Annotated in this window: 22 protein-coding genes, 1 pseudogene and 1 other annotated feature; of the genes and pseudogenes, 15 read left to right on the forward strand and 8 right to left on the reverse strand. The window is 52.0% G+C overall.

Annotation, left to right across the window (positions count from 1 at the left end; translation table 11 throughout):
- Window positions 1-52: 52 nt before the first annotated feature.
- On the forward strand, window positions 53-646 hold the full coding sequence (locus tag Dpoa2040_RS17755; RefSeq protein WP_168642098.1) for a YolA family protein: 594 nt from the start codon (window positions 53-55) through the stop codon (window positions 644-646).
- Window positions 647-911: 265 nt separating this feature from the next.
- On the opposite strand, the gene Dpoa2040_RS17760 is transcribed toward Dpoa2040_RS17755, so the two are convergent.
- Together Dpoa2040_RS17760 and sohB are read right to left on the reverse strand one after the other, a co-directional pair.
- Window positions 912-1,397, reverse strand: coding sequence for a hypothetical protein (locus Dpoa2040_RS17760; RefSeq protein ID WP_168642099.1), 486 nt, complete (start codon window positions 1,395-1,397; stop codon window positions 912-914).
- Between the two features lie 432 nt (window positions 1,398-1,829).
- A complete protein-coding gene (gene sohB / locus Dpoa2040_RS17765; protein ID WP_168642100.1) occupies window positions 1,830-2,876 on the reverse strand; it encodes a protease SohB in 1,047 nt (348 codons plus the stop codon).
- A 283-nt stretch (window positions 2,877-3,159) separates the two neighbouring features.
- On the opposite strand from sohB, the gene Dpoa2040_RS17770 reads away from it, so the two are divergent.
- Window positions 3,160-3,921: a YciK family oxidoreductase gene (locus tag Dpoa2040_RS17770; protein ID WP_146411286.1), complete on the forward strand. Its 762-nt coding sequence runs from the start codon at window positions 3,160-3,162 to the stop codon at window positions 3,919-3,921.
- 33 nt (window positions 3,922-3,954) lie between these two features.
- Window positions 3,955-4,545: a cob(I)yrinic acid a,c-diamide adenosyltransferase gene (gene cobO, locus Dpoa2040_RS17775; protein WP_042870488.1), complete on the forward strand. Its 591-nt coding sequence runs from the start codon at window positions 3,955-3,957 to the stop codon at window positions 4,543-4,545.
- Between the two features lie 72 nt (window positions 4,546-4,617).
- Here the strand turns inward: cobO and rluB are convergent, their stop codons facing one another.
- The 3 genes from rluB to Dpoa2040_RS17790 form a co-directional block, all read right to left on the reverse strand.
- The gene (gene rluB, locus Dpoa2040_RS17780) at window positions 4,618-5,508 is read right to left on the reverse strand and encodes a 23S rRNA pseudouridine(2605) synthase RluB (RefSeq protein WP_042870487.1); all 891 of its coding nucleotides are present in this window, start codon (window positions 5,506-5,508) and stop codon (window positions 4,618-4,620) included.
- Window positions 5,509-5,699: 191 nt separating this feature from the next.
- Entirely contained in the window at window positions 5,700-6,320 is a 621-nt protein-coding gene (locus tag Dpoa2040_RS17785) for an L-threonylcarbamoyladenylate synthase (protein WP_042870485.1), read from the reverse strand.
- Window positions 6,321-6,411: 91 nt separating this feature from the next.
- Window positions 6,412-7,284: a PHP domain-containing protein gene (locus Dpoa2040_RS17790; protein ID WP_168642101.1), complete on the reverse strand. Its 873-nt coding sequence runs from the start codon at window positions 7,282-7,284 to the stop codon at window positions 6,412-6,414.
- 298 nt (window positions 7,285-7,582) lie between these two features.
- Window positions 7,583-7,681: a sequence feature (Trp leader region), on the forward strand.
- A 22-nt stretch (window positions 7,682-7,703) separates the two neighbouring features.
- On the opposite strand from Dpoa2040_RS17790, the gene Dpoa2040_RS17795 reads away from it, so the two are divergent.
- From Dpoa2040_RS17795 to Dpoa2040_RS17825, 6 genes and pseudogenes are all read left to right on the forward strand, one after another.
- Window positions 7,704-9,266 (forward strand): anthranilate synthase component 1, encoded by a 1,563-nt coding sequence (locus Dpoa2040_RS17795; RefSeq protein ID WP_042870481.1) that lies wholly within the window; start codon window positions 7,704-7,706, stop codon window positions 9,264-9,266.
- Window positions 9,266-10,862 (forward strand): annotated as a pseudogene (gene trpD, locus Dpoa2040_RS18445) (bifunctional anthranilate synthase glutamate amidotransferase component TrpG/anthranilate phosphoribosyltransferase TrpD). The gene Dpoa2040_RS17795 and the pseudogene trpD overlap by 1 nt, the downstream one beginning before the upstream one ends.
- A gap of 5 nt (window positions 10,863-10,867) precedes the next feature.
- Entirely contained in the window at window positions 10,868-12,253 is a 1,386-nt protein-coding gene (gene trpCF / locus Dpoa2040_RS17810) for a bifunctional indole-3-glycerol-phosphate synthase TrpC/phosphoribosylanthranilate isomerase TrpF (protein WP_168642103.1), read from the forward strand.
- Window positions 12,254-12,266: 13 nt separating this feature from the next.
- Window positions 12,267-13,460, forward strand: a complete 1,194-nt coding sequence (gene trpB / locus Dpoa2040_RS17815) for a tryptophan synthase subunit beta (RefSeq protein WP_371810668.1) — start codon at window positions 12,267-12,269, stop codon at window positions 13,458-13,460.
- On the forward strand, window positions 13,460-14,269 hold the full coding sequence (gene trpA, locus Dpoa2040_RS17820; protein ID WP_168642105.1) for a tryptophan synthase subunit alpha: 810 nt from the start codon (window positions 13,460-13,462) through the stop codon (window positions 14,267-14,269). Before trpB ends, trpA begins: the two co-directional genes overlap by 1 nt.
- A 533-nt stretch (window positions 14,270-14,802) precedes the next feature.
- On the forward strand, window positions 14,803-15,543 hold the full coding sequence (locus Dpoa2040_RS17825) for an oligogalacturonate-specific porin KdgM family protein (protein WP_168642106.1): 741 nt from the start codon (window positions 14,803-14,805) through the stop codon (window positions 15,541-15,543).
- A gap of 72 nt (window positions 15,544-15,615) precedes the next feature.
- Here Dpoa2040_RS17825 and ompW read toward each other — a convergent pair whose 3' ends face one another.
- Window positions 15,616-16,245, reverse strand: a complete 630-nt coding sequence (gene ompW, locus Dpoa2040_RS17830) for an outer membrane protein OmpW (protein WP_168642107.1) — start codon at window positions 16,243-16,245, stop codon at window positions 15,616-15,618.
- A gap of 283 nt (window positions 16,246-16,528) precedes the next feature.
- Here ompW and Dpoa2040_RS17835 point away from each other — a divergent pair, with 283 nt between their 5' ends.
- The 4 genes from Dpoa2040_RS17835 to yciA all read left to right on the forward strand — a co-directional run bounded on the left by Dpoa2040_RS17835 (window position 16,529) and on the right by yciA (window position 18,988).
- On the forward strand, window positions 16,529-16,891 hold the full coding sequence (locus tag Dpoa2040_RS17835) for a YkgJ family cysteine cluster protein (protein ID WP_042870472.1): 363 nt from the start codon (window positions 16,529-16,531) through the stop codon (window positions 16,889-16,891).
- Window positions 16,892-17,005: 114 nt separating this feature from the next.
- Window positions 17,006-17,758: a YciC family protein gene (locus tag Dpoa2040_RS17840; RefSeq protein WP_042870471.1), complete on the forward strand. Its 753-nt coding sequence runs from the start codon at window positions 17,006-17,008 to the stop codon at window positions 17,756-17,758.
- A gap of 194 nt (window positions 17,759-17,952) precedes the next feature.
- The gene (locus Dpoa2040_RS17845; protein WP_168642108.1) at window positions 17,953-18,513 is read left to right on the forward strand and encodes a septation protein A; all 561 of its coding nucleotides are present in this window, start codon (window positions 17,953-17,955) and stop codon (window positions 18,511-18,513) included.
- Between the two features lie 52 nt (window positions 18,514-18,565).
- A complete protein-coding gene (gene yciA, locus Dpoa2040_RS17850) occupies window positions 18,566-18,988 on the forward strand; it encodes an acyl-CoA thioester hydrolase YciA (protein ID WP_168642109.1) in 423 nt (140 codons plus the stop codon).
- 96 nt (window positions 18,989-19,084) lie between these two features.
- On the opposite strand, the gene tonB is transcribed toward yciA, so the two are convergent.
- Window positions 19,085-19,825 (reverse strand): TonB system transport protein TonB, encoded by a 741-nt coding sequence (gene tonB / locus Dpoa2040_RS17855; protein WP_168642110.1) that lies wholly within the window; start codon window positions 19,823-19,825, stop codon window positions 19,085-19,087.
- 206 nt (window positions 19,826-20,031) lie between these two features.
- On the opposite strand from tonB, the gene Dpoa2040_RS17860 reads away from it, so the two are divergent.
- Entirely contained in the window at window positions 20,032-20,328 is a 297-nt protein-coding gene (locus tag Dpoa2040_RS17860; protein ID WP_042870465.1) for a YciI family protein, read from the forward strand.
- Between the two features lie 127 nt (window positions 20,329-20,455).
- Window positions 20,456-22,159, forward strand: coding sequence for a methyl-accepting chemotaxis protein (locus Dpoa2040_RS17865; protein ID WP_042870464.1), 1,704 nt, complete (start codon window positions 20,456-20,458; stop codon window positions 22,157-22,159).
- A gap of 88 nt (window positions 22,160-22,247) precedes the next feature.
- On the opposite strand, the gene Dpoa2040_RS17870 is transcribed toward Dpoa2040_RS17865, so the two are convergent.
- On the reverse strand, window positions 22,248-22,424 hold the full coding sequence (locus tag Dpoa2040_RS17870; RefSeq protein WP_128569713.1) for a YciY family protein: 177 nt from the start codon (window positions 22,422-22,424) through the stop codon (window positions 22,248-22,250).
- Between the last annotated feature and the right edge of the window lie 84 nt (window positions 22,425-22,508).

Genomic DNA, 22,508 nt, shown 5'->3' on the forward strand with positions numbered 1-22,508 from the left:
TCCAGCGATGCTTTAACGGCATCAATAAAAAAAACCATTTATGGAGCGTGTTATGAAAAAGCAATTTGGATTGCCTTTGCTATTGTCAGTCGCAGCAGTTTTTAGTCATGGCAGCTATTCGCAAACCATTAATAATACTGATGAGGCAGGCCCGCCTATTGAATTAGGTCTGACGGCATTTGATACACTGGAAAGTACCGGTCCGCTGTCTGTGGCCAGAGATACATCACACGCCTCAAAATCGGGTCCTTTACGGGCACCCGCTCCGGCGCTGTCCAGAGTCACCGTGTATGCGGTTGGTTCAACAAACTGCGACTGGGAATACATGACGACTGTTGGTCAGCTATCAACCACTTGTGACCACGGCGGTGCTCAGCTAAGAGTAGCAGTACAGGAAATTGGTTACGGCAACAACCCCATTGCCTGGATGAATAGCGGCTTATTGCCCCGTTCAGCCAATTATCAAACGGATAGCATTTGTATTGTTGGGAACCAATATACTTTCCCTTGCCCAGCTGGATATACTGTTGTTGGTTGGATGTACTATTATAACCTGGATGGAACGGATAACGGTCAATTCAAATTCCAGGACACATCTACCAACGCGCCGAGAAATACCCTATTCACACAAACTTATATTAAATAACACGCCATCTGAACAGCCCTGTCGGGCTGTTCTATCTAATACATACCTGTCACCTATCTACTATACTGACTCCCCCAAGAGCTATCAGCCAAAGTTATAATATAAATACATAGCTCAATTATCAGAAACTATAAAAATAAAAAATCCATAGCCTACCGTCTGCATGGCTATGGATAGAAATGGCGGCAAAAATAAGCTTAATGATGGAATTGCTCTGAACGCTTATTCACCTGCTTACATACCACCATTGGTCGTTATACTCTGATTAAGAGATTACACTCTGCCCTTGTAAGCGGCGTAACGCATCAATTGTGCGCTGTAGGCCATCCGCACTTTGATAATCATTGCGCGACAACGCGACGGCCATGTTCTGTTGCAAGTTATTAAACACATTCATCGGTTGTTCTGAATGTGAATAAGCCAGAGAAGAGGTTCCCATTACACCAGCATAAGACAATGGAGTAGAACCCATCATACTAAGCAGCGGTGTTGTTTGATCAAGATCCAGTTGACCGCTGCGAATCAGACGACCGACGGATTCATGCAGCGTAGTTGGCGTCATGCGGGTAAAATCATAAGTCTCAGTCTGAGCGGGCTGAACTGTGGTGGATTGGCTAGTCGGGGACGTCGCGCTAATATTCGCGGCCAGTAACGCAGCAAATGCCGACATCTCTTCCTTACGGTGAGTCGCGTCATTTGCCTGCGAGCGCTGATTGACCAACAGGCTGTATTCTCCAGTATCAATTTTCATCGCATATCCTTACGTCTGTCATTTGGGAAGCAAAGATAGCCCGACCTATAGGCAGCGCTTTGCAGACACGTAGATTGTCGGTTTAGAACTGATTGCCGATGCAAACCGAAATCAGAATTAGTAAATAAGCATAAACAATCATACTCATTTTATCTAGTTTTGGTGAAAAAACCAGTTCCCCCCGTTAATTTCAACAGAAAATCAATTAATTGTGTAAAGCGAACCATTAATATGGTTAGAAATCGTAATGAATTAGCAGGATGCGATAGGCATGGATAGAGACGCAGCGCTCAGGGAAGATAGAGAAGATGGAAAGTCGTCAGTAAACCGCTGGGGGACCGGTTTACCCACCTGTCCGGCCAACGACAATACGTGGATGGTATTGTTCAACAAACCGCGACACGGACAGGCAAGAGTGAACGTTAAAAAAATTTACAGCTGAGGATGATTGCCCCGTTGCCACCAGCGCAACATCAGACGCTCCAGCGCCTCACCGGTGCTTCCGGTCAGTCGGTCCAGCAGGCGTTTGCGGCGAGTGTAGCGAACCGCCAGCACCTCGTGGTTTTCCATTTCTGCAATCAGCAGGTCGTCACTGGTGCCGATAGCATCCACCAACCCCATATCCCTGGCCTGCGTACCGAACCAGTGCTCACCGGTAGCAACCAATTCAATATCCAGCGACGGGCGCATCTCACTGACAAACTGTTTAAACAGCAGGTGCGTTTCATTTAATTCCTGACGGAACTTCTCCCGCCCTTCATCGGTATTTTCACCGAACAGTGTCAGAGTACGTTTATATTGGCCGGCAGTATGCAGTTCCACATCAATATCTTTGCTTTTCAACAACCGGTTAAAATTGGGAATTTGTGCCACCACGCCAATTGATCCAACGATGGCAAACGGCGCCGCAACGATGCGATCCGCCACACAGGCCATCATATAACCGCCGCTGGCAGCTACCTTATCCACCGCCACCGTCAGGCGAATACCACGTTGGCGGAAACGCTGCAACTGGGACGCCGCCAGACCGTAGCCATGCACCACGCCGCCAGGGCTTTCCAGGCGCAGTAACACTTCATCTTCTGGCCGGGCCACCGCCAGCACGGCAGACACCTCTTCACGCAGCGAGCTTACTTCCCCCGCATCCATGCTGCCGTTGAAATCGAGCACATACAAACACGGGCGGACAGATTTTTCCTCCCCGCGTTTGGCGCGTTTTTTCGCTTGTTTGGCGGTTTCCTTGTCTTCTTTTTTCTGTTGCTTTTCCAGCAGGCCGCGCTCGGTATCGCTCATAGCAGCGGACCGCATCTCCTGCCGCATTTCGCGGTATTGTTCCCCCAGATTAATGACCTGCAGCTCACCTTTTCGATGACGTTTACGCTGTGTCATACCGACTGTCAGCACCACCAATGCGCCGATAGCGACGACAAGGGTGACGACTTTTGCCAGGAATAAACCATACTGAGAAAGTAATTCCACAAATACCGCCTTCATTGACCAATGTGATACATGACGTTGATTCTTCAACAACCATTACGGCTTTCAGCGCGGTGCGCTAATCTTCTAACCTAACGTATGACGGGCACGATAGCGATGATCTTCATAGAGAAATTGTACTTTCCGCTGCTTTTTACCGCACCGGCTGTGAGAAAGCCGGTCCTTCTGATTGAAAACACCTATTGTTTCAGGCATAAAACTCCCATTATGGCTCTTTCGGAAACACCTCATCATTCCCGAATGATGACAGCCAGAGGACACCGTTTTGCATTACCAACCTAAACACGATCTGCTGCAACACCGTATTATTCTGGTCACGGGTGCCGGTGACGGCATTGGCCGCGAGGCTGCACTGACCTACGCGCGCTATGGCGCTCGGCTGGTGTTGCTGGGGCGAACCGAACGCAAACTGAAGGACGTAGAACAACAGATCCTTCAGGAATGTGGTACCCACAGTTATCTGATTCCCTGTGACATGCTGACTGCCAGTCATCATGATTTCATACAAATCGCCGGGCAGATCGGTCAGGTGCTGCCGCGTCTGGACGGCGTACTGCACAATGCCAGCGTGCTGGGTGACATCGTGCCAATGGCAGAACAATCGGCTACCGTCTGGCATCAGGTTATGCAGGTCAATGTTAACGCGACGTTTATGTTAACGCAGGCGCTGTTACCGTTATTGCTGAAATCAGCCAGTCCGTCGCTGGTTTTCACCAGCTCTAGCGTTGGCCGTCAGGGACGAGCAAACTGGGGGGCTTACTCGGTATCCAAATTCGCCACCGAAGGCATGATGCAGGTGCTGGCTGAGGAATACCGCAACCACAATTTGCGGGTCAATTGTATCAACCCAGGTGGTACCCGTACGTCGATGCGCGCTGCCGCATTTCCTGATGAAGACCCGAATAAGCTCAAAACCCCAGCCGATATCATGCCGCTTTATCTGTACCTGATGGGAGACGACAGCCGTCGCAAGACCGGCATGAGTTTTGATGCCCAACCCGGTCGCAAACCTGGTCCCGTCGAGTGACTAAACGAAGCGTTGAACAAAGGATACCCATACATGAGCGATGATCGTCATCAGCAACGCCAGCAGCGACTCAAAGAAAAAGTAGACGCCCGTATTGCCGCCGCCACTGAGGTGCGCGGCATTCTGATGGTGTTTACCGGCAATGGCAAAGGCAAAACCACTGCCGCCTTTGGCACAGTGAGCCGGGCTGTAGGCCACGGACTGAAGGCGGGGGTAATTCAGTTTATCAAAGGCGAATGGCCGAACGGCGAGAAAAATCTGTTGCAACAGCATGGGGTGGAATTTCAAGTGATGGCGACCGGCTTTACCTGGGATACCCAAAATCGCCAGACCGACACCGACGCAGCCAGACACGTTTGGCAGCATGGGTTACGTATGCTGGCCGATGATTCGCTCGACCTGGTAGTACTTGACGAGTTGACCTATATGCTCAGCTACGATTATTTACCGCTGGACGAAGTAATTACCGCGCTGCGACAGCGCCCAATGCACCAGAGCGTGATCATTACTGGCCGCGGTTGCCACCGCGATTTGCTGGAGCTTGCGGATACCGTAACGGAGATGAGACCCGTGAAGCACGCCTTTGATGCGGGTATTCAAGCTCAGCAAGGTATCGACTGGTAACCGGTAAGCGATAGCAACGAAAGGATAACGCTGCGCCCACAGGCGCAGACGTTTATCAGGCAATCAGGCAATTCAGCCGTTACGCTTTGGTGCACTGCGACGGCTGCCAGCCGGGCGATTATTAACCCCGACCTGGCCATGTCGTTTCACCGCACGACGGATCTGGTTAGCTTTCACCCGACGACGCTCACGCTCTACCGGCAGCTTGCTGACCGTTTCCGGCGCCAATTGCACCAGTTCACGCAGGTAGTTGACGTCGGCCAGGCTCATCTCCATCCAGCCACCGCGCGGCAACCCTTTCGGCAATTGAATGTCGCCATAGCGAACACGAATCAGCCGGCTGACCTGCACGCCGACGGCTTCCCACAAACGGCGAACCTCACGGTTGCGGCCTTCGGTCAGGGTGACGTTATACCACTGATTCAGCCCTTCCCCCCCTTGATAGCGGATAGCACGAAAGGCTGCCGGGCCGTCTTCCAGCTGTACGCCTTTGCTCAGTTGACGAATTTTGTCGTCGTCCACCTCGCCGAATACACGCACGGCATACTCACGCTCCACTTCACGGCTGGGGTGCATCAGGCGATTCGCCAGCTCACCGTCCGTCGTGAACAGCAACAAGCCGGAGGTATTCACATCAAGACGCCCGACTGCCACCCAACGGTATCCCTGAATACGCGGCAGACGATCAAACACCGTTGGTCGCCCTTCCGGGTCGCTGCGGGTACAAAGTTCCCCTTCGGGTTTGTAATACATCAATACACGGCAGACAGCTTCTTCGGTTTCACGCACCGACACCACATGCCCATCAATACGAATTTTGGTCGCACGGGTAACCTCGACGCGGTCCCCCAGCGTAGCAATCTTGCCGTCAACACTAATGCGACCGGCTTCAATCATACTTTCAATTTCGCGGCGTGAACCGTGTCCTGCACGCGCCAGTACTTTCTGTAGCTTTTCGCTCATTGAGCAACCTCTGTGTCGCCTTCACAGGCGTCGGGGGGGGGAATGTCATGATGACCAGGAATCGCGTTAACTCATGAAAAATAACGAGTTAACGCATAATGCCGCGATTATACCTTGATTCAAGACGTTTGTATGCCAAATGTTGGCACGGATAAATGCACCTTAGCAGCGCCATTGCTGATGTTTCGGCATTACAGAAACGGCGCGACATCGCCGGTCCCTTCACGCACGACCACGGGTACGGACTCCGTCAAATCGATAACGGTGGTGGGCTGTTGGCCCAAAAACCCGCCATGAATAACCAAATCAACCCGTTTACCCAGTTGCTCCTGAATTTCTTCCGGATCGGACTCGGCAAAATCGTTGCCTGGCAACATCAGCGTAGTTGACATCAACGGCTCATTCAGCGCCGCCAGCAACGCCAGCGCAATCGGGTTGGACGGCACACGCATACCGATGGTTTTGCGTTTATCATTCATCAGGCGACGCGGCACTTCTTTGGTCGCCTTGAGAATAAAGGTGTAATTGCCGGGGGTGTTATTCTTAATCAACCGGAATGCAGCATTATCCACATAAGCGTAAGAAGACAACTCCGACAAATCGCGGCACATCAGGGTGAAGTTATGATTCTGATCCAGATCGCGGATGCGACAAATCCGCTCCATCGCGGCTTTATCTTCCAACAGGCACCCAAGCGCGTACCCCGAATCGGTAGGATAGACAATCACTCCACTTTTACGCAGGATTTCCACCGTTTGGTTAATCAGGCGCTGTTGCGGGTTCTGCGGATGAATATAGAAAAACTGACTCATACTACGTCCTCTGCCTCCTGAACACGCACAGTCTGCCGGGCAGATCGCCACAGCAGGCTATACGAATGCTGTCATGATAGGTAACCGGAACTCAGACGGCCAACGCCGGATGCTGCCAGACCGGCTCCACACCGGAAGGCAACCATAATTTTCGTCCCAGTTCTATCCAGGCGCAGGGTTGATGAAAATCCGACCCTTGCGACCCCAGCAAATGATAGTCGCGCGCATAGCGCGCCAGTTGTGAACGCTCGTCTGGCGCCTGTTGACACTGGGCGATTTCCATCGCCTCTGCGCCACAATCAGCAACATGCCCGATCAACCGTTTCAGCCACTTGGTGGTCAGGTCGTAGCGACCGGGATGTGCCAGCACCGCAACCCCGCCTGACTGGCGGATAGCGTCCACTGCTTGCTGTATTGTACACCACTGCGGCGGCACATAGCCGGTTTTCCCTTTACCCAGATATTTTTTAAATACCTGAGCGACCGTATCCGCTTTCCCCAGTTCCACCAGGTAGCGCGCAAAATGCCCGCGAGTGATCATACCGCCTTCAGCCAGTCGCGACGCGCCTGCCAGCGCATCGGGGATCAGCGCTTTTTCCAGCCGCTGCGCGATCTGCTCAGCCCGTTGCCGACGGTACTGCGCTTGCTGTTGCAGTAACAAGGTTAGCGCCGGATGTTGACAATCCAGTCCCAACCCGACGATATGGATCTCATGATTTTCCCATACGGTGGAAATCTCAACGCCGGAAACCAACCGCAACGGCAACGCCTGCCGGGCAATAGCGTCATGCGCCTCATCTAACGCCGCCGTAGTGTCATGATCGGTGATCGCCAGCACGCTAACGCGCATGTTCACCGCTCGCTGCACCAGTTCAGTTGGCGTCAGCAAACCATCGGACGCGGTGGTATGACTATGCAAGTCATACAAGGGAAACGTCGTTGATACCGGCAACTCATCTGGCACGTCAGGTGTCTCTCTGTTTCAGAAAATTTCAGGCGGCATGATGCCATCAACCTGGTCAAAAAGGAAAAAAGATCAGTTGATTCACCGAACGCTTGATTCAGAGATCGATTGATTCAATACCGTCCGCTGTCAGCCAACTCGTCATCAGCCCCCCACCGCAGGATATCTCCCCGAAAAAATCGTATGGAATCTTATTGACTTCCCCTAAGTGTTCCAGTTAACTAGTACGAGAGTTCAAGAACAACGCTAACCGAGGATAATGGCGATGACGGTAACAACCCTGCTCCTGAAAAATCATGCTGGTTGGTGGCGCTTCTCCTTGTTGCGGGTGAAGTGATAACGCATAGCCATTTCTGACATGCCTATCCTGAAGCCCGCTGATAGCGGGCTTTTTTATGGACAAAATACGAGTAGAGATCATGCAAACACCACAACCTGAACTTGAGCTGCTGCGAGTCGAAGCCGAATATCGCAACGACCCCAGCGCCATGTTCCACCAGCTGTGCGGCACCCGCCCGGCAACCCTGCTGCTGGAGTCAGCAGAGATAGACAGCAAACTGAATCTGCAAAGCCTGCTTATCGTTGACAGCGCCCTGCGCATTACTGCCCTCGGTTCACAGGTGTCGATTCAGGCACTGACTGCTAACGGCGCAACGCTGCTGCCGCTATTGGATAATGCCTTGCCTGCTGATGTCATCGTTGATGCACACCCGAACAGCCGTGAACTGACCTTTCCAGAAATTGATGTGATGCAGGATGAAGATGCTCGCCTGCGTTCTCTGTCGGTATTTGACGCACTGCGACAACTGCTGACGCTGGTGACGTGCCCGGAAAACGAACGCGAAGCCATGTTCTTTGGCGGGCTGTTCGCCTACGATCTGGTCGCCGGTTTTGAACGTTTGCCGCCGCTCAGCCAGCAGCAACGCTGCCCGGATTACTGTTTCTATCTGGCCGAAACCTTGCTGGTAGTCGATCATCAGCAACGCTCGACCCATCTGCAAGCCAGCCTGTTTACTCCCAATGAAACAGAACGTCAGCGCCTGCAACAACGTCTGGAACAGTTGCAGCAGCAATTGCGCCAGCCTGCTCCGGCGTTACCGTGCCAGACGGTAGAGACCATGACGCTCACCTGCAACCAAAGCGATGAAGATTACGGCGCGGTAGTCAGCCAGATGCAGCAGGCGATCCGCATCGGTGAAATTTTCCAGGTGGTGCCGTCCCGTCGCTTCTCGTTGCCATGTCCGTCGCCGCTGGCCGCTTACCAGACTCTGAAAGACAACAACCCCAGTCCTTACATGTTCTATATGCAGGATCAGGATTTCACCCTGTTCGGCGCATCGCCGGAAAGCTCCCTCAAGTATGACGCCGTCAACCGGCAGATCGAAATCTACCCGATTGCCGGCACTCGTCCGCGTGGTCGCCGCGCCGACGGTTCGCTGGACCGGGATCTGGACAGCCGTATCGAACTAGAAATGCGTACCGACCATAAAGAACTGGCTGAACATCTTATGCTGGTAGACCTGGCTCGCAACGATCTGGCGCGAATCTGCGAACCCGGCAGCCGTTATGTGGCAGACCTGACCAAAGTAGACCGCTACTCGTTCGTAATGCATCTGGTGTCTCGCGTGGTCGGTACTCTGCGCGCGGATCTGGATGTACTGCACGCTTACCGCGCTTGCATGAACATGGGCACGCTGAGCGGCGCGCCCAAAGTACGCGCGATGCAACTGATCGCGGAAAGCGAGAAAACCCGCCGCGGTAGTTACGGTGGCGCGGTAGGTTATTTCACCGCCCGTGGCGACCTCGACACTTGCATCGTTATCCGCTCTGCCTATGTGGAAGATGGCATCGCTACCGTACAGGCCGGTGCAGGCGTGGTGCTCGACTCCCATCCGCAGGCTGAAGCCGATGAAACGCGTAACAAAGCCCGCGCGGTTCTACGCGCGATTGCCAGTGCGCATCATGCCAAGGAGGTGTTCTGATGGCCGATATCCTGTTGCTTGATAATATCGACTCCTTTACCTACAACCTGGTAGACCAGTTGCGCGCCAGCGGCCACAACGTGGTGGTGTATCGTAACCAGTTGCCTGCCAACGTGATTGTTGAACGCCTGCAACAGATGGAAAAACCGGTGTTGATGCTCTCACCCGGTCCCGGTACGCCGTCCGAAGCCGGTTGTATGCCAGCACTGTTGCAACGCCTGCGCGGCCAGTTGCCGATCATCGGTATCTGTCTGGGTCATCAGGCGATTGTCGAAGCCTACGGCGGCCATGTCGGCCAGGCTGGTGAAATTCTGCATGGCAAAGCCTCCAGTATTGAACATGACAATCAGGCGATGTTCATTGGGCTGCCTGACCCGTTACCGGTAGCGCGCTATCACTCTCTGGTGGGAAGCAACATCCCGGCAGGGTTGGTGATTAACGCCAGTTTCAACGGCATGGTGATGGCGGTACGCCACGATGAACATCGTGTCTGCGGTTTCCAGTTCCACCCGGAATCTATTCTTACCACTCATGGTGCGCGTCTGCTGAATCAGACGCTGGACTGGGCGCTGGCCTGAATTGAAGGAGATACCTCTGATGCAACCGATTCTTGAAAAACTCTATCGCGCCGACATTCTGAGCCAGGCGGAAAGCCAGCGGTTATTTGCCGCTATCATTAAGGGTGAGCTGGACCCAACGCAACTGGCCGCCGCGCTCATCAGTATGAAGGTGCGCGGCGAACATCCGGATGAAATCGCCGGAGCCGCCACTGCACTGCTGGCCGACGCCCAACCGTTCCCGCGTCCGGACTATCTATTCGCCGATATTGTCGGCACCGGCGGCGATGGTTCCAACAGCATCAATATTTCAACCGCCAGCGCCTTTGTGGCGGCGGCCTGTGGGGTGAAAGTCGCCAAACACGGCAACCGCAGCGTCTCCAGCCGTTCAGGATCGTCGGATCTACTGTCCGCATTCGGCATCAAGCTTGATATGTCGGCGCAGGCATCACGTCAGGCGTTGGATGATCTTGGGGTGTGCTTTCTGTTTGCGCCGCAATATCACACCGGTTTTCGTCACGCAATGCCGGTACGCCAGCAGTTAAAAACCCGCACCTTGTTCAATGTGCTGGGACCGTTGATCAACCCGGCCCGCCCACCTCTGGCGCTGATCGGCGTTTATCAGCCGGAGCTGGTAGAACCGATTGCCAACACCCTGAAGGTGTTGGCATACCAGCGCGCCGCCGTGGTGCATGGCGGCGGCATGGATGAAGTCGCTATCCATGCGCCAACCCAGGTCGCTGAACTGCGCGACGGACAGGTGGAAACCTATCTGTTAACGCCCGGTGATTTTGGGCTGGATTCGTTCGCACTGGATAATTTACTGGGAGGCACACCAGAAGAAAACCGTGATATCTTGGCCCGCTTACTTCAGGGTAAGGGCCAACCGGCTCATGACGCCGCCGTCGCTGCCAATGTAGCGCTACTGTTGAAACTATTCGGCCAGGAAGATCTGCGGCAAAATGCACGGCAGGCGCTGGACGTGATTCATAGCGGTCAGGCGTATCAGCGAGTGCTGGAACTGGCAACCAGAGGATAATGAAAATGCAGGAAACCGTATTAACCAAAATCGTGCGCGACAAAGCGCAGTGGATCGCCGAACGAAAGCAGAAACAGCCACTTGAGAGCTTTCAATCGCAGATAACGCCCAGTTCACGCCATTTTTATCAGGCGCTGAAACAGGCCAAACCCGCGTTTATTCTGGAGTGTAAAAAAGCCTCGCCTTCCAAGGGATTGATTCGCGCCGATTTCGACCCCGTCGCGATTGCGCAGGTTTATCAGGAGTACGCCTCCGCTATTTCGGTGTTGACTGATGAAAAGTATTTTCAGGGTGATTTTGCCTTCCTGACACAAGTCAGCGCAGCGGTAGCCCAGCCAGTGCTGTGCAAAGATTTCATTATCGACCCGTACCAGATCTACTTGGCCCGTTACTATCAGGCCGATGCAATTCTGCTGATGCTATCGGTGCTGGATGATGATCAGTATTGCCAATTGGCACAGGTGGCCCACGGCCTGAATATGGGCATTTTGACGGAAGCAAGCAATCAAGCTGAACTGGAACGCGCTATCGCGCTGGAAGCACGCGTAGTCGGCATCAATAACCGTGACCTGCGTGATCTGTCTATTGATCTGAACCGCACCCGCACGTTGGCGCCACGCCTGCCAGCCGGTGTAACGGTGATCAGCGAATCCGGCATCAGCCGCTATGCCCATATTCAGGAACTGAGCCAATACGCCAACGGTTTTCTTATCGGCAGTTCGCTGATGGAGGAAGACGACCTGGCGCTTGCAGTACGCCGGGTTATCCTGGGGGAAAACAAGGTGTGTGGGCTGACTCAGCCTGAAGATGCCGCCACCGCCTTTCAGGCCGGCGCGGTGTACGGCGGGTTGATTTTTGTCGCTAACTCCCCGCGTTGTGTGACAACGTCACAAGCGCGTACCGTCATGACAGGCGCGCCCTTGCGTTATGTCGGGGTATTTCGTGATGCGCCATTGGCCGACATGGTAGAAACCGCGTCGTCACTACAGCTTGCAGCCGTGCAGCTACATGGCAGCGAAGATGATGCCACTATCGCGGCCTTGCGTGCGCAGTTACCTGCGACCTGCCAGATCTGGAAAGCGCAAAGCGTCGGCGACACCCTGCCTGCATTGTCGCTGCCACAGGTTGACCGGGTGCTGCTCGACAACGGTCAGGGCGGCAGTGGTCAATCGTTCGACTGGTCATTGTTGCAGAATCAATCGCTGAAACAGGTGCTATTGGCCGGCGGCCTAAGTCCGGACAACGTCGCTCAGGCAGCGAAACTCGGTGCCGCCGGGCTGGATTTCAACTCTGGCGTGGAATCAAAACCCGGCATCAAGGACCCACAGAAAATCGCAGCGGTATTCCAGACGTTGCGTGCGGCGCAACCTCGCCGTAACTCTCATGAATAACAACAACAGGCTGATTATGACGTTACTTAACCCTTATTTTGGTGAATTCGGCGGTCAATATGTACCGCAGATCCTGGTGCCGGCCTTGCGTCAGTTGGAAGAGGCATTTGTCAATGCGCAGCGCGACCCGGCATTTCAATCTGAATTCAGCGACTTACTGAAGAATTATGCCGGTCGGCCAACAGCGCTGACGCAGTGTAAAAACCTGACGGCGGGCACCCGTACCACTCTCTATCTGAAACGCGAAGATCTGTTGCACGGCGGCGCGCATAAGACTAACCAGGTACTGGGGCAGGCCTTGCTGGCAAAGCGCATGGGCAAAACGGAAATCATCGCGGAAACCGGAGCAGGTCAGCATGGCGTTGCTAGCGCGCTGGCCTGCGCCCTGCTGGGGTTGAAATGCCGTGTCTACATGGGTGCCAAGGACGTAGAACGTCAGTCGCCGAACGTATTCCGTATGCGGTTGATGGGCGCGGAAGTGATTCCGGTGCACAGCGGCTCCGCCACCCTGAAAGATGCCTGCAACGAAGCATTACGCGACTGGTCTGGCAGCTATGAAACGGCGCATTACCTGCTGGGCACTGCCGCTGGCCCACACCCTTATCCCACCATTGTGCGGGAGTTTCAGCGCATGATTGGGGAAGAAACCAAAGCCCAGGTAAAAGAAAAAGAAGGTCGCCTGCCAGATGCAGTGCTGGCTTGTGTCGGCGGTGGTTCGAATGCTATCGGCATGTTTGCTGATTTTATTGACGAGCCTTCCGTACGCTTAATTGGTGTAGAACCGGCAGGGCTGGGTATCGAAACCGGGCAGCACGGCGCACCGCTGAAACATGGCCGCGTCGGTATCTACTTCGGCATGAAATCACCGATGATGCAGACCGAAGACGGCCAGATTGAAGAGTCGTACTCTATTTCTGCCGGGCTGGATTTCCCCTCTGTCGGACCGCAGCACGCGCACCTGAGTAGTATTGGGCGAGCGGATTATGTGTCTGTCACCGACGATGAAGCGCTGCACGCTTTTCGGGAATTGTCACGCCACGAAGGTATCATCCCGGCGCTGGAGTCATCCCACGCATTGGCTCACGCGCTGAAAATGATCAAAGCGGAGCCGGAAAAAGAACAAATTCTGGTGGTTAATCTATCCGGGCGCGGCGATAAAGACATTTTTACGGTTCACGATATTCTGAAATCCCAGGGAGAAATCTGATGGAACGCTACCACGCTCTGTTTAAACGGCTATCGGAAAAACAGGAAGGCGCGTTTGTGCCGTTTGTCACGCTTGGCGACCCGTCCCCTGCACTGTCGCTACGTATTATCGACACGCTGGTGGCCGCCGGGGCTGATGCACTGGAGCTGGGGATTCCTTTTTCCGACCCACTAGCGGATGGCCCGACTATCCAGAACGCGACGCTGCGTGCGTTCGCTGCGGGTGTGACGCCAATCCACTGTTTTGAAATGCTGGCGACTATCCGCCAGAAATATCCCGACCTACCTATCGGGTTGTTAATGTATGCCAATCTGGTGTTTAGCAACGGTATTGATGCCTTTTACCAGCGTTGTGCCGAAACCGGCGTTGATTCGGTGCTGGTAGCGGACGTGCCAGTAGAAGAATCGGCACCGTTTCGCGCGGCAGCGATGAAGCACGGCGTTGCTCCCATATTCATCTGCCCGCCAAATGCAGATGATGAGCTGTTGCGTGAAGTCGCCTCCTTTGGTCGCGGTTATACCTATCTGCTCTCACGGGCTGGTGTGACCGGTGCGGAAACCCGCGCTCAGTTACCGTTGCATCACTTACTGGAAAAGTTGCACGAATACCATGCAGCTCCGCCACTGCTGGGTTTTGGCATATCCGAGCCAGCTCAGGTGCAGCAGGCACTGGAATCCGGCGCTGCCGGCGCTATCTCTGGTTCAGCGATTGTCAAAATCATTGAGCAGTATCACACCCAACCTGATGTGATGCTGGCAAAACTGGCCGATTTTGTTAGCACCATGAAAGCTGCCACCCACACACGCTGATTCCCCGCTCTCGTCTCCGCCATAGTCGGGTTCTCCAGCTATGGCGTTTTTTTGTCAACAACACCCAGCCGGGCACACTGTGCCACTCGAACCTCGACCAGCCATGCCTGCCGTGTCAACACAGGCGTTCTCCCCATTCTCGATCTCATGGATTTCTGGTTCTCTCAGCTGACGATTATTACAAAATGACAAATATAAACATAATTGTGAATTTATTAAGGATAATACTTATTTTTGAAAAAATAAAAAATCCAATGGGATGATGTTAATTTTTTTGTTTCTTTATAACAAAAATTATTACTTTTTTTGTTTTTTGATTGTTTATAAATTGAAACAAAGTTTCAATTTATAAACATAGATTGTTTGATAAGTAAATAGACGAAAATCACAAAATAAAACTACTTTTCATTTTTTTCACTTTACTGTTTTTGATCACATAATTGTAAGAATAGATAAACGAGAATCGGCATCGTGCAGCACCCTATGCGCGTACGGCACTAAATAAGAAATTATCTCTGAGAGGGTTTATAACAATGAAATTTAAAATTTTGACAGTGATGGTCGCATCTCTGGTAAGCATGAGTTCTATGGCTGTCACATTCGACTATCGCCATGAAATGAAAGATACGCAAAATGCAAACCACCAGGATCGTCTGCTGATTTCACACCGTTTCGACAACGGGTTTGGTCTGTCTTCTGAATTGAAATGGAAACAGGCTGATAATGACAAAACACCAAACAAGCCTTATAACGAACCAGTCAGTAACGAAACCGAAGTCACTGCCAGTTATCTGTATAAATTCAACCAGACATTTAGCCTGGAAAGCGGTCTCAACCTGGTATCCAGCAGCACTTTCAGCAGCTATCGTCCTTATATCAGAGGCGGTGTAAACTTTACTGACAACCTTTACTATACCCTGCGTTATCGTCCTTTCTACAAGCGTTATAGCGGCAGTATTAATGTTTATGACTCAAATGGTCGCGCTGCCGAAGCCACTAATATGAAAGGCTATACCATTACCAGCGTACTGGGATACAAATTCCTGAACAATTTCACTGTTGAATACGAGCTGGAATACAATAAAAACACTAAAGCAGGTTCCTTTGGTTACATTGCTGACAAGGACAACGACAACCTCACTCATGACGTGAAACTGGCCTATAAGATCGACAAGAACTGGACTCCGTATATTCAGGTCGCTAATGTCGAAGGCAGCAAGACTACTGACGAGCGCCAGACTCGTTACCGCGTTGGTGTGCAGTACAATTTCTGATAACCGTTATCGCGGTTGTAAAAAAGGCGGAACCCCGGTTCCGCCTTATCTTTTTGTCTTTTAGGTCGGTTATCAGAATTTGTAACCCACACCAAACATAAATACCCACGGGTCGAGGTGAGTTTTAATGCTTTGATCCTGACCCATATACTTAAATTTCACTTTAGTATCGATATCCATCCACCATACCGACATATTTAACAACCAGTTTTTATTCAGGTTGTAATCCAGACCAGCCTGTGCAGCAACGCCCCAGGAGCTTTTCAGGTGCAAATCACTTAATTGACCGCCAAGGTCCTGGGTAAATTTCTCATCAAAGAATGTGGTGTAGTTCAGACCAACGCCCAGATAAGGACGCAGTTTATCTGCGCTCTGCCCAAAATAATATTGCGCCATTAATGTGGGTGGTAAGTGTTTTACCTCAGCAATCGTGCCAAGCGGCCCCAGACTCACCTTATGCTTAAACGGCGTTGCCGCCAGCAACTCCATGCCGATGTTATCGGTAAACATATAGCCGGCGGTCAACCCTAGCTGAGTGTTGCTATTTACATTAAAAGATCCAGAGTTCAACACATCGTCCGAACCTGCATTCGGACGCACCGTCGCGGTTCCGGCACGCACAATCACATCACCAGCCTGATGAGCCTGTGCCAGTGCAGGAATCATCGCCGCCGCTATCATTAATAAAGAAACTTTTTTCATTATCCACTCCATTTGTAAGGCTAATATCCGTGCGAACTATACCCACTAAGGGTTATCGTTGTTTGAAGCCAGATCACATCCTGACATGATTTTTACCACAAAACGACATTCATCAAACTACCGCAACTCTCTAAAAAACAAAGAATTGATCCAAATCAAAATGCCCACAAAGAACAAATTTGTTAACTCCATAAAAAACGAGCTGCACACGCTGACGTTTCGGCGTAGATTCAGCGTTTACCCCAGTGATTTAACGCCGAGTGAGGCCGGTGGATAATCAGCCATGAGTAATAACATCAACCCTTGCATGGAATGCGGCGCGTGCTGCGGTTATTTTCGGGTATCATTTTACTGGTCGGAAGCTGATGACGGCGGTGGTGCCGTTCCCGTCGAACTGACCGAACCGGTAACACCATTTCTGCGTTGTATGGCTGGCACCAACAGCAAACCGGTTCGCTGTTGCGCGCTGGAAGGTACCATCGGTGAGTCGGTTAGCTGCAGCATCTATGCTCAACGGCCAACACCTTGCCATGAATTTTCGCAATCAGGAGAAAACGGTCAGCGCAACGATGCCTGTGATCGGGCACGGGCAGCCTATGGCCTGCCGCCGCTTATCCCGGCCAGCGTTCCGCAACCTTGTTCATAAATCAGAACAAAAATAGGCAGATAGCAGAAAGTCATGCCGGGGTGCCACGGAACGCCCGAACGGGTTACAATGGCCGGATAATATTTTATTGCTAACCTTTGCCAAGGAGTTTTCATGCCTATCACGGCCAGCAGGTTGTACCGTGACACCTTGAATTTTACGCGTAACCAGTTTTTCAGCATTCTGATGCTGGCACTGCTGACGTCCTTGATCACCGTTGTGCTCGGACATGCCTTTACCCCCGACAGCGAGCAACTGCAACAACTCAGCAACAGCAATCTGGATCTGTCCTCAATTGAACAGCCCGGCATCAGCGACATCATCCAGCAACTTTCCCCTGAGCAACAACTCATCCTGCTGAAAGCCTCTGCCGCTGGCACCTTTGCCACACTGGTGGGGAATGCTTTGTTAACCGGCGGCATGTTGATGCTAATCCAGCTGGTATCAGCCGGTCATCAAACCAGCGCACTGCGTGCAATTGCCGCTTCTGCGCCACTCTTACCTCGCCTGCTGCTACTGATACTGGTTTGCACCCTGCTGATTCAGCTAGGTATGCTGTTGGTTGTCGTGCCAGGGATTCTGCTCTCTATCGCTTTTAGTCTGTCGCCGGTGATCGCCGTTACCGAAAAACGGGGGATCTTCGCCTCCATGCGCGCCAGCAGTTCGCTGGCATTTTCCCATTTTCGCCAGACGGCACCGGCGGTAATGCTGTGGCTGCTGGCCAAAATCGCGTTGCTATTGTTGATCGCGCGTTTGCCGATGGTATCACCGACGGCTATGGCCGTGATTCTAAACGGTATCAGTAACATACTTTCCGCCATGCTGCTGGTGTATGTATTTCGTCTGTACATGCTGGTGCGCGGTTGATTATTGATTGTCCCGGAGTGGCGGCGACGCCGCTCCTATCAGCCCCGTCATCGCCGCCATAACGTAATTTTCTGCAAATTGTTACGATAAATCGGGAATCGCATTGCACAAACGGCGATAATAATTCAGAGACAGTCCACCTTTTTGATACATGCGGCCCCATCCCACATCGGGATAAGCGACGGATTAACACAATGAAGCAACTAATTGATTTTATTCCACTTATTGTATTTTTTATCTGTTATAAGCTGTATGACATTTATGTCGCCTCCGGTGCATTGATTGCCGCAACGGCAGCCGCGTTGCTGTTTAGCTGGTTTATTTATCGCAAAATCGAAAAGATGATGCTGCTGACTTTTTTGATGGTTGCGGTATTTGGCACCCTGACGCTGGTTTTCCATAACGATCAATTCATTAAATGGAAAGTCACGATCATTTACACATTGTTCTCTATCGCTTTGCTGTTCAGCCAGTTCGTCATGAAGAAGCCTCTGATTCAGCGTATGCTGGGTAAAGAGCTGTCATTACCCGAAATAGTATGGGCAAAACTGAACATTTCATGGGCGATATTTTTCCTGTTGTGCGGCCTGGCCAATATTTATATTGCTTTCTGGTTGCCACAAAACGTTTGGGTTGACTTTAAAGTATTTGGCCTTACCGGCCTGACTCTGGTATTTACATTATTGTGCGGCGTTTACATTTATCGTCATCTACCGGCTGAGACGGAAAAGACGGAAAATGAAGGCGAAAAATGATTTTCTGGCACAAACTGATTATTGACTACTCACAAGCGGATTCGTTGACCTTATGAGCAAACAAGACGTATTACCTCACGGCGAGCTGGTGCTGCGCACATTGGCTATGCCAGCTGATACCAACGCCAACGGCGATATTTTTGGCGGCTGGTTGATGTCGCAGATGGATATCGGCGGCGCTATTCTGGCAAAAGAGATTGCAGAAGGCCGTGTTGTCACCGTTCGGGTTGACGGCATGACGTTTCTCAAACCCGTTGCGGTCGGCGATGTGGTCTGCTGTTATGCCCGCTGCGTTCGTACGGGCCGCAGTTCAATGACCATCAATGTAGAAGTATGGGTGAAAAAGGTGTCGACCGATCCTATCGGCCAACGCTACCGCGCTACTGAAGCGTTGTTTACTTATGTTGCAGTAGACGAAGACGGTAGACCGCGTGAGCTACCGAAAGGGAAAAGCAATTTCGAGCCTGAACAATAATAGTTATCATGGCAAGCCAATAAGGCACCGCTAGCGGTGCCTTATTTGTCAGAGTAATGATTGTCAGTAACGATTTGTTAACATCAGCCGCAACCCTTATTCCATCGCTGCGCCACCGTTGATTCGGAAGATAATCGTCACTACCAGGTCTTTCCCAGGTTTGTTTTGTTCATAGCGCCATTTACGCATAGCCTGCTTGATGTCACGCTCAAACATGTTGTTAGGTTCAGCGGCCAGCACGCGGACATTATCTACCCGCCCCGACTCATCAACATCGAACTGTAGCTTAACCCGCCCTTCAATTCGTAAAGCGAACGCCCTGGCCGGATACTCTGGCTGCACCCGATTCAACGGTCTAGGACCAGAGGGCTGAGCACTGGCGACCGGTGCCTGAGCCACGGGTGCCGGATTATGGCTAACCGTTTGACTGGATTGCGGTTCAGGCGCGGTCTGCGGCGTGGTTTCACGCGGCATTTCTTTCGGTGGTTCTACCTTCTTCACCGGCTTGGGTTCTGGTTTTACCTTTGGTTTGGGCCGGGGTTTCGGCTCAGGTAACGGAACAGCAACAGGCGTCGGCAATGGCGGCGGTTCTGGCTGGACCTCTGGCTCCGGCGGCGGTTCCTGCGCTTTTTCAGGTTCAGGCAGAGGCGCAGGAGCAACCGCCTGCGGTGCCGTGTTCACCATCATCACCTGGATCGGTTGCGGGGTCGGTGGCAGCTTGACTGATGTATTAAATGAAGCAAACAGCAATCCGGCAATCAATGAGCCATGAAAACCCACGGAAACCAGCATAGGCCATGAATATCGGCGGGTCAGGAAAAATGTTTTCTGCGGCATAGTTATATGATGTCCTCTCACTGCGCAAGTTTAAATGCAAATGACAATCATATTCAATAGAGGCAGATCAATTCCCGCTGCTGACAGACTGTATCCGCTCCATTTCCAGACTATAACGCCGGGCTAACCGCTATGGGGATTGCCCCATCAACATCATCGCGTATGATGACGGTTCCATCTCATCATCTGACAGATAGGGATTTACCATGTTGTATGTGATTTATGCCACCGACGTGTCTGGTTCGCTGGAAAAACGCCTGGCTGCCCGCCCCGCACATCTCGCACGCCTGCAAACGCTGCGAGATCAAGGTCGCCTGTTAACCGCAGGACCATTGCCAGCCATCGACAGTGAAGATCCTGGCGCAGCCGGGTTTACCGGTTCTACCGTGATTGCCGAGTTCCCGTCACTGGAAGATGCCCAACAGTGGGCCAACGACGATCCCTATGTCGCCGCCGGTGTTTACGAAACGGTTAGCATTAAGCCATTCAAAAAAGTATTTTAATCTAACATTGACGGAGGTCATGGTATTTTCATCAACAAACACCTCCGTTAACCCATTAACTATCTGAAATATTTTAGTCATTTAACGATGTTATGTTGGCGGCAGTTTTCTTTAGAGAGTCATTGCCATGTCAGCATCCGCCCCGTCACGCTCCGGTTTCCTGGACAAAATACGCCAGTACCGCCTGAGTTTTCTTTCCGGTTTACTGTTGATCATCGGATTGTTTTCTTTACTACAGGTATTGTCTGTAGGGATGATATCGAAAACTATGACTGACGTGCGCCAGGACAGCGCCGCCAACGAAGCCCTGCGCCAGCAGCAGGCGTTAATGGATCAGGCTCGCATGGAAGTGATGAACGCCAGCGATAAGCTCAATCGCGCTGGAATTTACCTGATGTTTGATAAGGAAACCGGTTCAGTCGGCAGTTGGAATAGCCTGATGTCCGAAGCGGAAGAGTCATTAACTCACGCACAAGCCTATTACCAGAAGCTGGAACGCTACATTGGTTCTGCCCGTAACGATGCGGCCTTCACCGATCTTAAAAACAGCTATCAACAGCTCTACAACGGGTTGCTCGAACTGGCGCAAGGTATAAAAAAAACCAATGAAATCGATATCTTCTTTGCCGTTCCTATCCAGGCTTATCAAACGCAGTTTACTCAAAAGTACGCCCATTACCTGCAAGAAAACGATAGTCGTCAGAAACAACACGCCCAGCAGTTATTAGATAACCTTGACGCCAGCCACACGCTGTTTATCGTCATTTTGGGGTTGTTGCTGGTCATTTCGCTGGCCGTCTGGATTGGTGTCAATAAGGTGATCGTTCATCCACTTCGACGCATTACCGACCACTTGCGGTTGATAGCCTCCGGGGACTTGTCACACAACATCGGCATAGAAAAGCGCGCAACGCGTGAAATCGCCCTGCTGAACAGCAGCGTGGTTCAGATGCAGAGCGGTCTGGTAACCCTGATAAGCCAGGTTCGTCAGGGTATGGAAACCATGATGCAACAAGTCAGCCACGTTACAACCGACAACCGCCAATTGTCTGAGCAGGCAAACCGGCAATCCGCTGAACTGAAAGTCACCACCGAGCACATTATCCAGCTTAGTCAGCACCTTGAGCAGAACGCCCGGTATACGGAAAAAGCCAGTCATCATGCGCAGGAAACCAGTCATATCGCCACCCAAGGCGAAACCATGATGAGCGACGTCAGCAATGCGATGCAGAATATTTCCAGTCGTAGCAAGGAGATGACAGAAGTCATTTCGCTGATAGAAAACGTCGCGTTTCAGACGCATATTCTGTCGCTGAATGCCGCCATTGAAGCTGCACGCGCCGGGGAAATGGGTAAAGGCTTTTCAGTCGTCGCCCGCGAAGTGGGTACGCTGGCTTCACAGAGCAGCCAGTCGGCTCAAAACATTAATGCACTGATTCATGAGTCAGACAACAGTGTTGCCACGGGAGTCAGACTGGTTGTGCACCTCAATGACAGCCTGCAGGAAATCATTCAGGCTGCCAAAGGCACCAGCACGTTCCTGAGTGAAATTACCGATATTTCGCAACAGCAGAATCAAAGCATTCATGAAGTGACCAACCGCATCAGCTCACTCAACGATACCGTGAAACAGAACGCCTTGCAGGTGGAAGCCTCTGCGCATACCTGCCTCCAACTGCTTGAGCAGGCCAACGCGCTTAATCTGTCAGTCTCGCTGTTCCAGTTACCCGGCGTAGCTGAAGAACAAGCTGAACCCAATGCGCCACAAGCGATACCTGCTAAGGTCAACAACGGTTATGCCGTTCTGCCGCAGCACTCGCCAGCGCTGTAATGAGTCAGACGAACAAAATACTCAGATAAACGAAAAGGCCCAACGCACTGATGAACATTGGGCCTTACTTACAGCAGATATCCACAGATTACCACTCGTAAGCCACCGCATATAATAATGCACGGCGCTGCTGTTTCTGACGCAGGTAATACATGTGGTGGATATGTCGGTAACTGCGAGACTGGGCCTCAAGCCAGCGACTCCGACGGCGTTGCACCTGACGCTGCATACGCCAACGGCTGATCTCATTCCGGCTGCGTTTCATGGCACGACTCTTATAAGCATGATAGGTTTGTCTATTATATCCCCCCGTTCTTGCGCGCCAAGAGCGACAACCGGATTTTTCCGA

It is taken from the genome of Dickeya sp. CFBP 2040 (genome assembly GCF_012273755.1).
In the GTDB taxonomy this organism is placed as follows: domain Bacteria; phylum Pseudomonadota; class Gammaproteobacteria; order Enterobacterales; family Enterobacteriaceae; genus Dickeya; species Dickeya poaceiphila.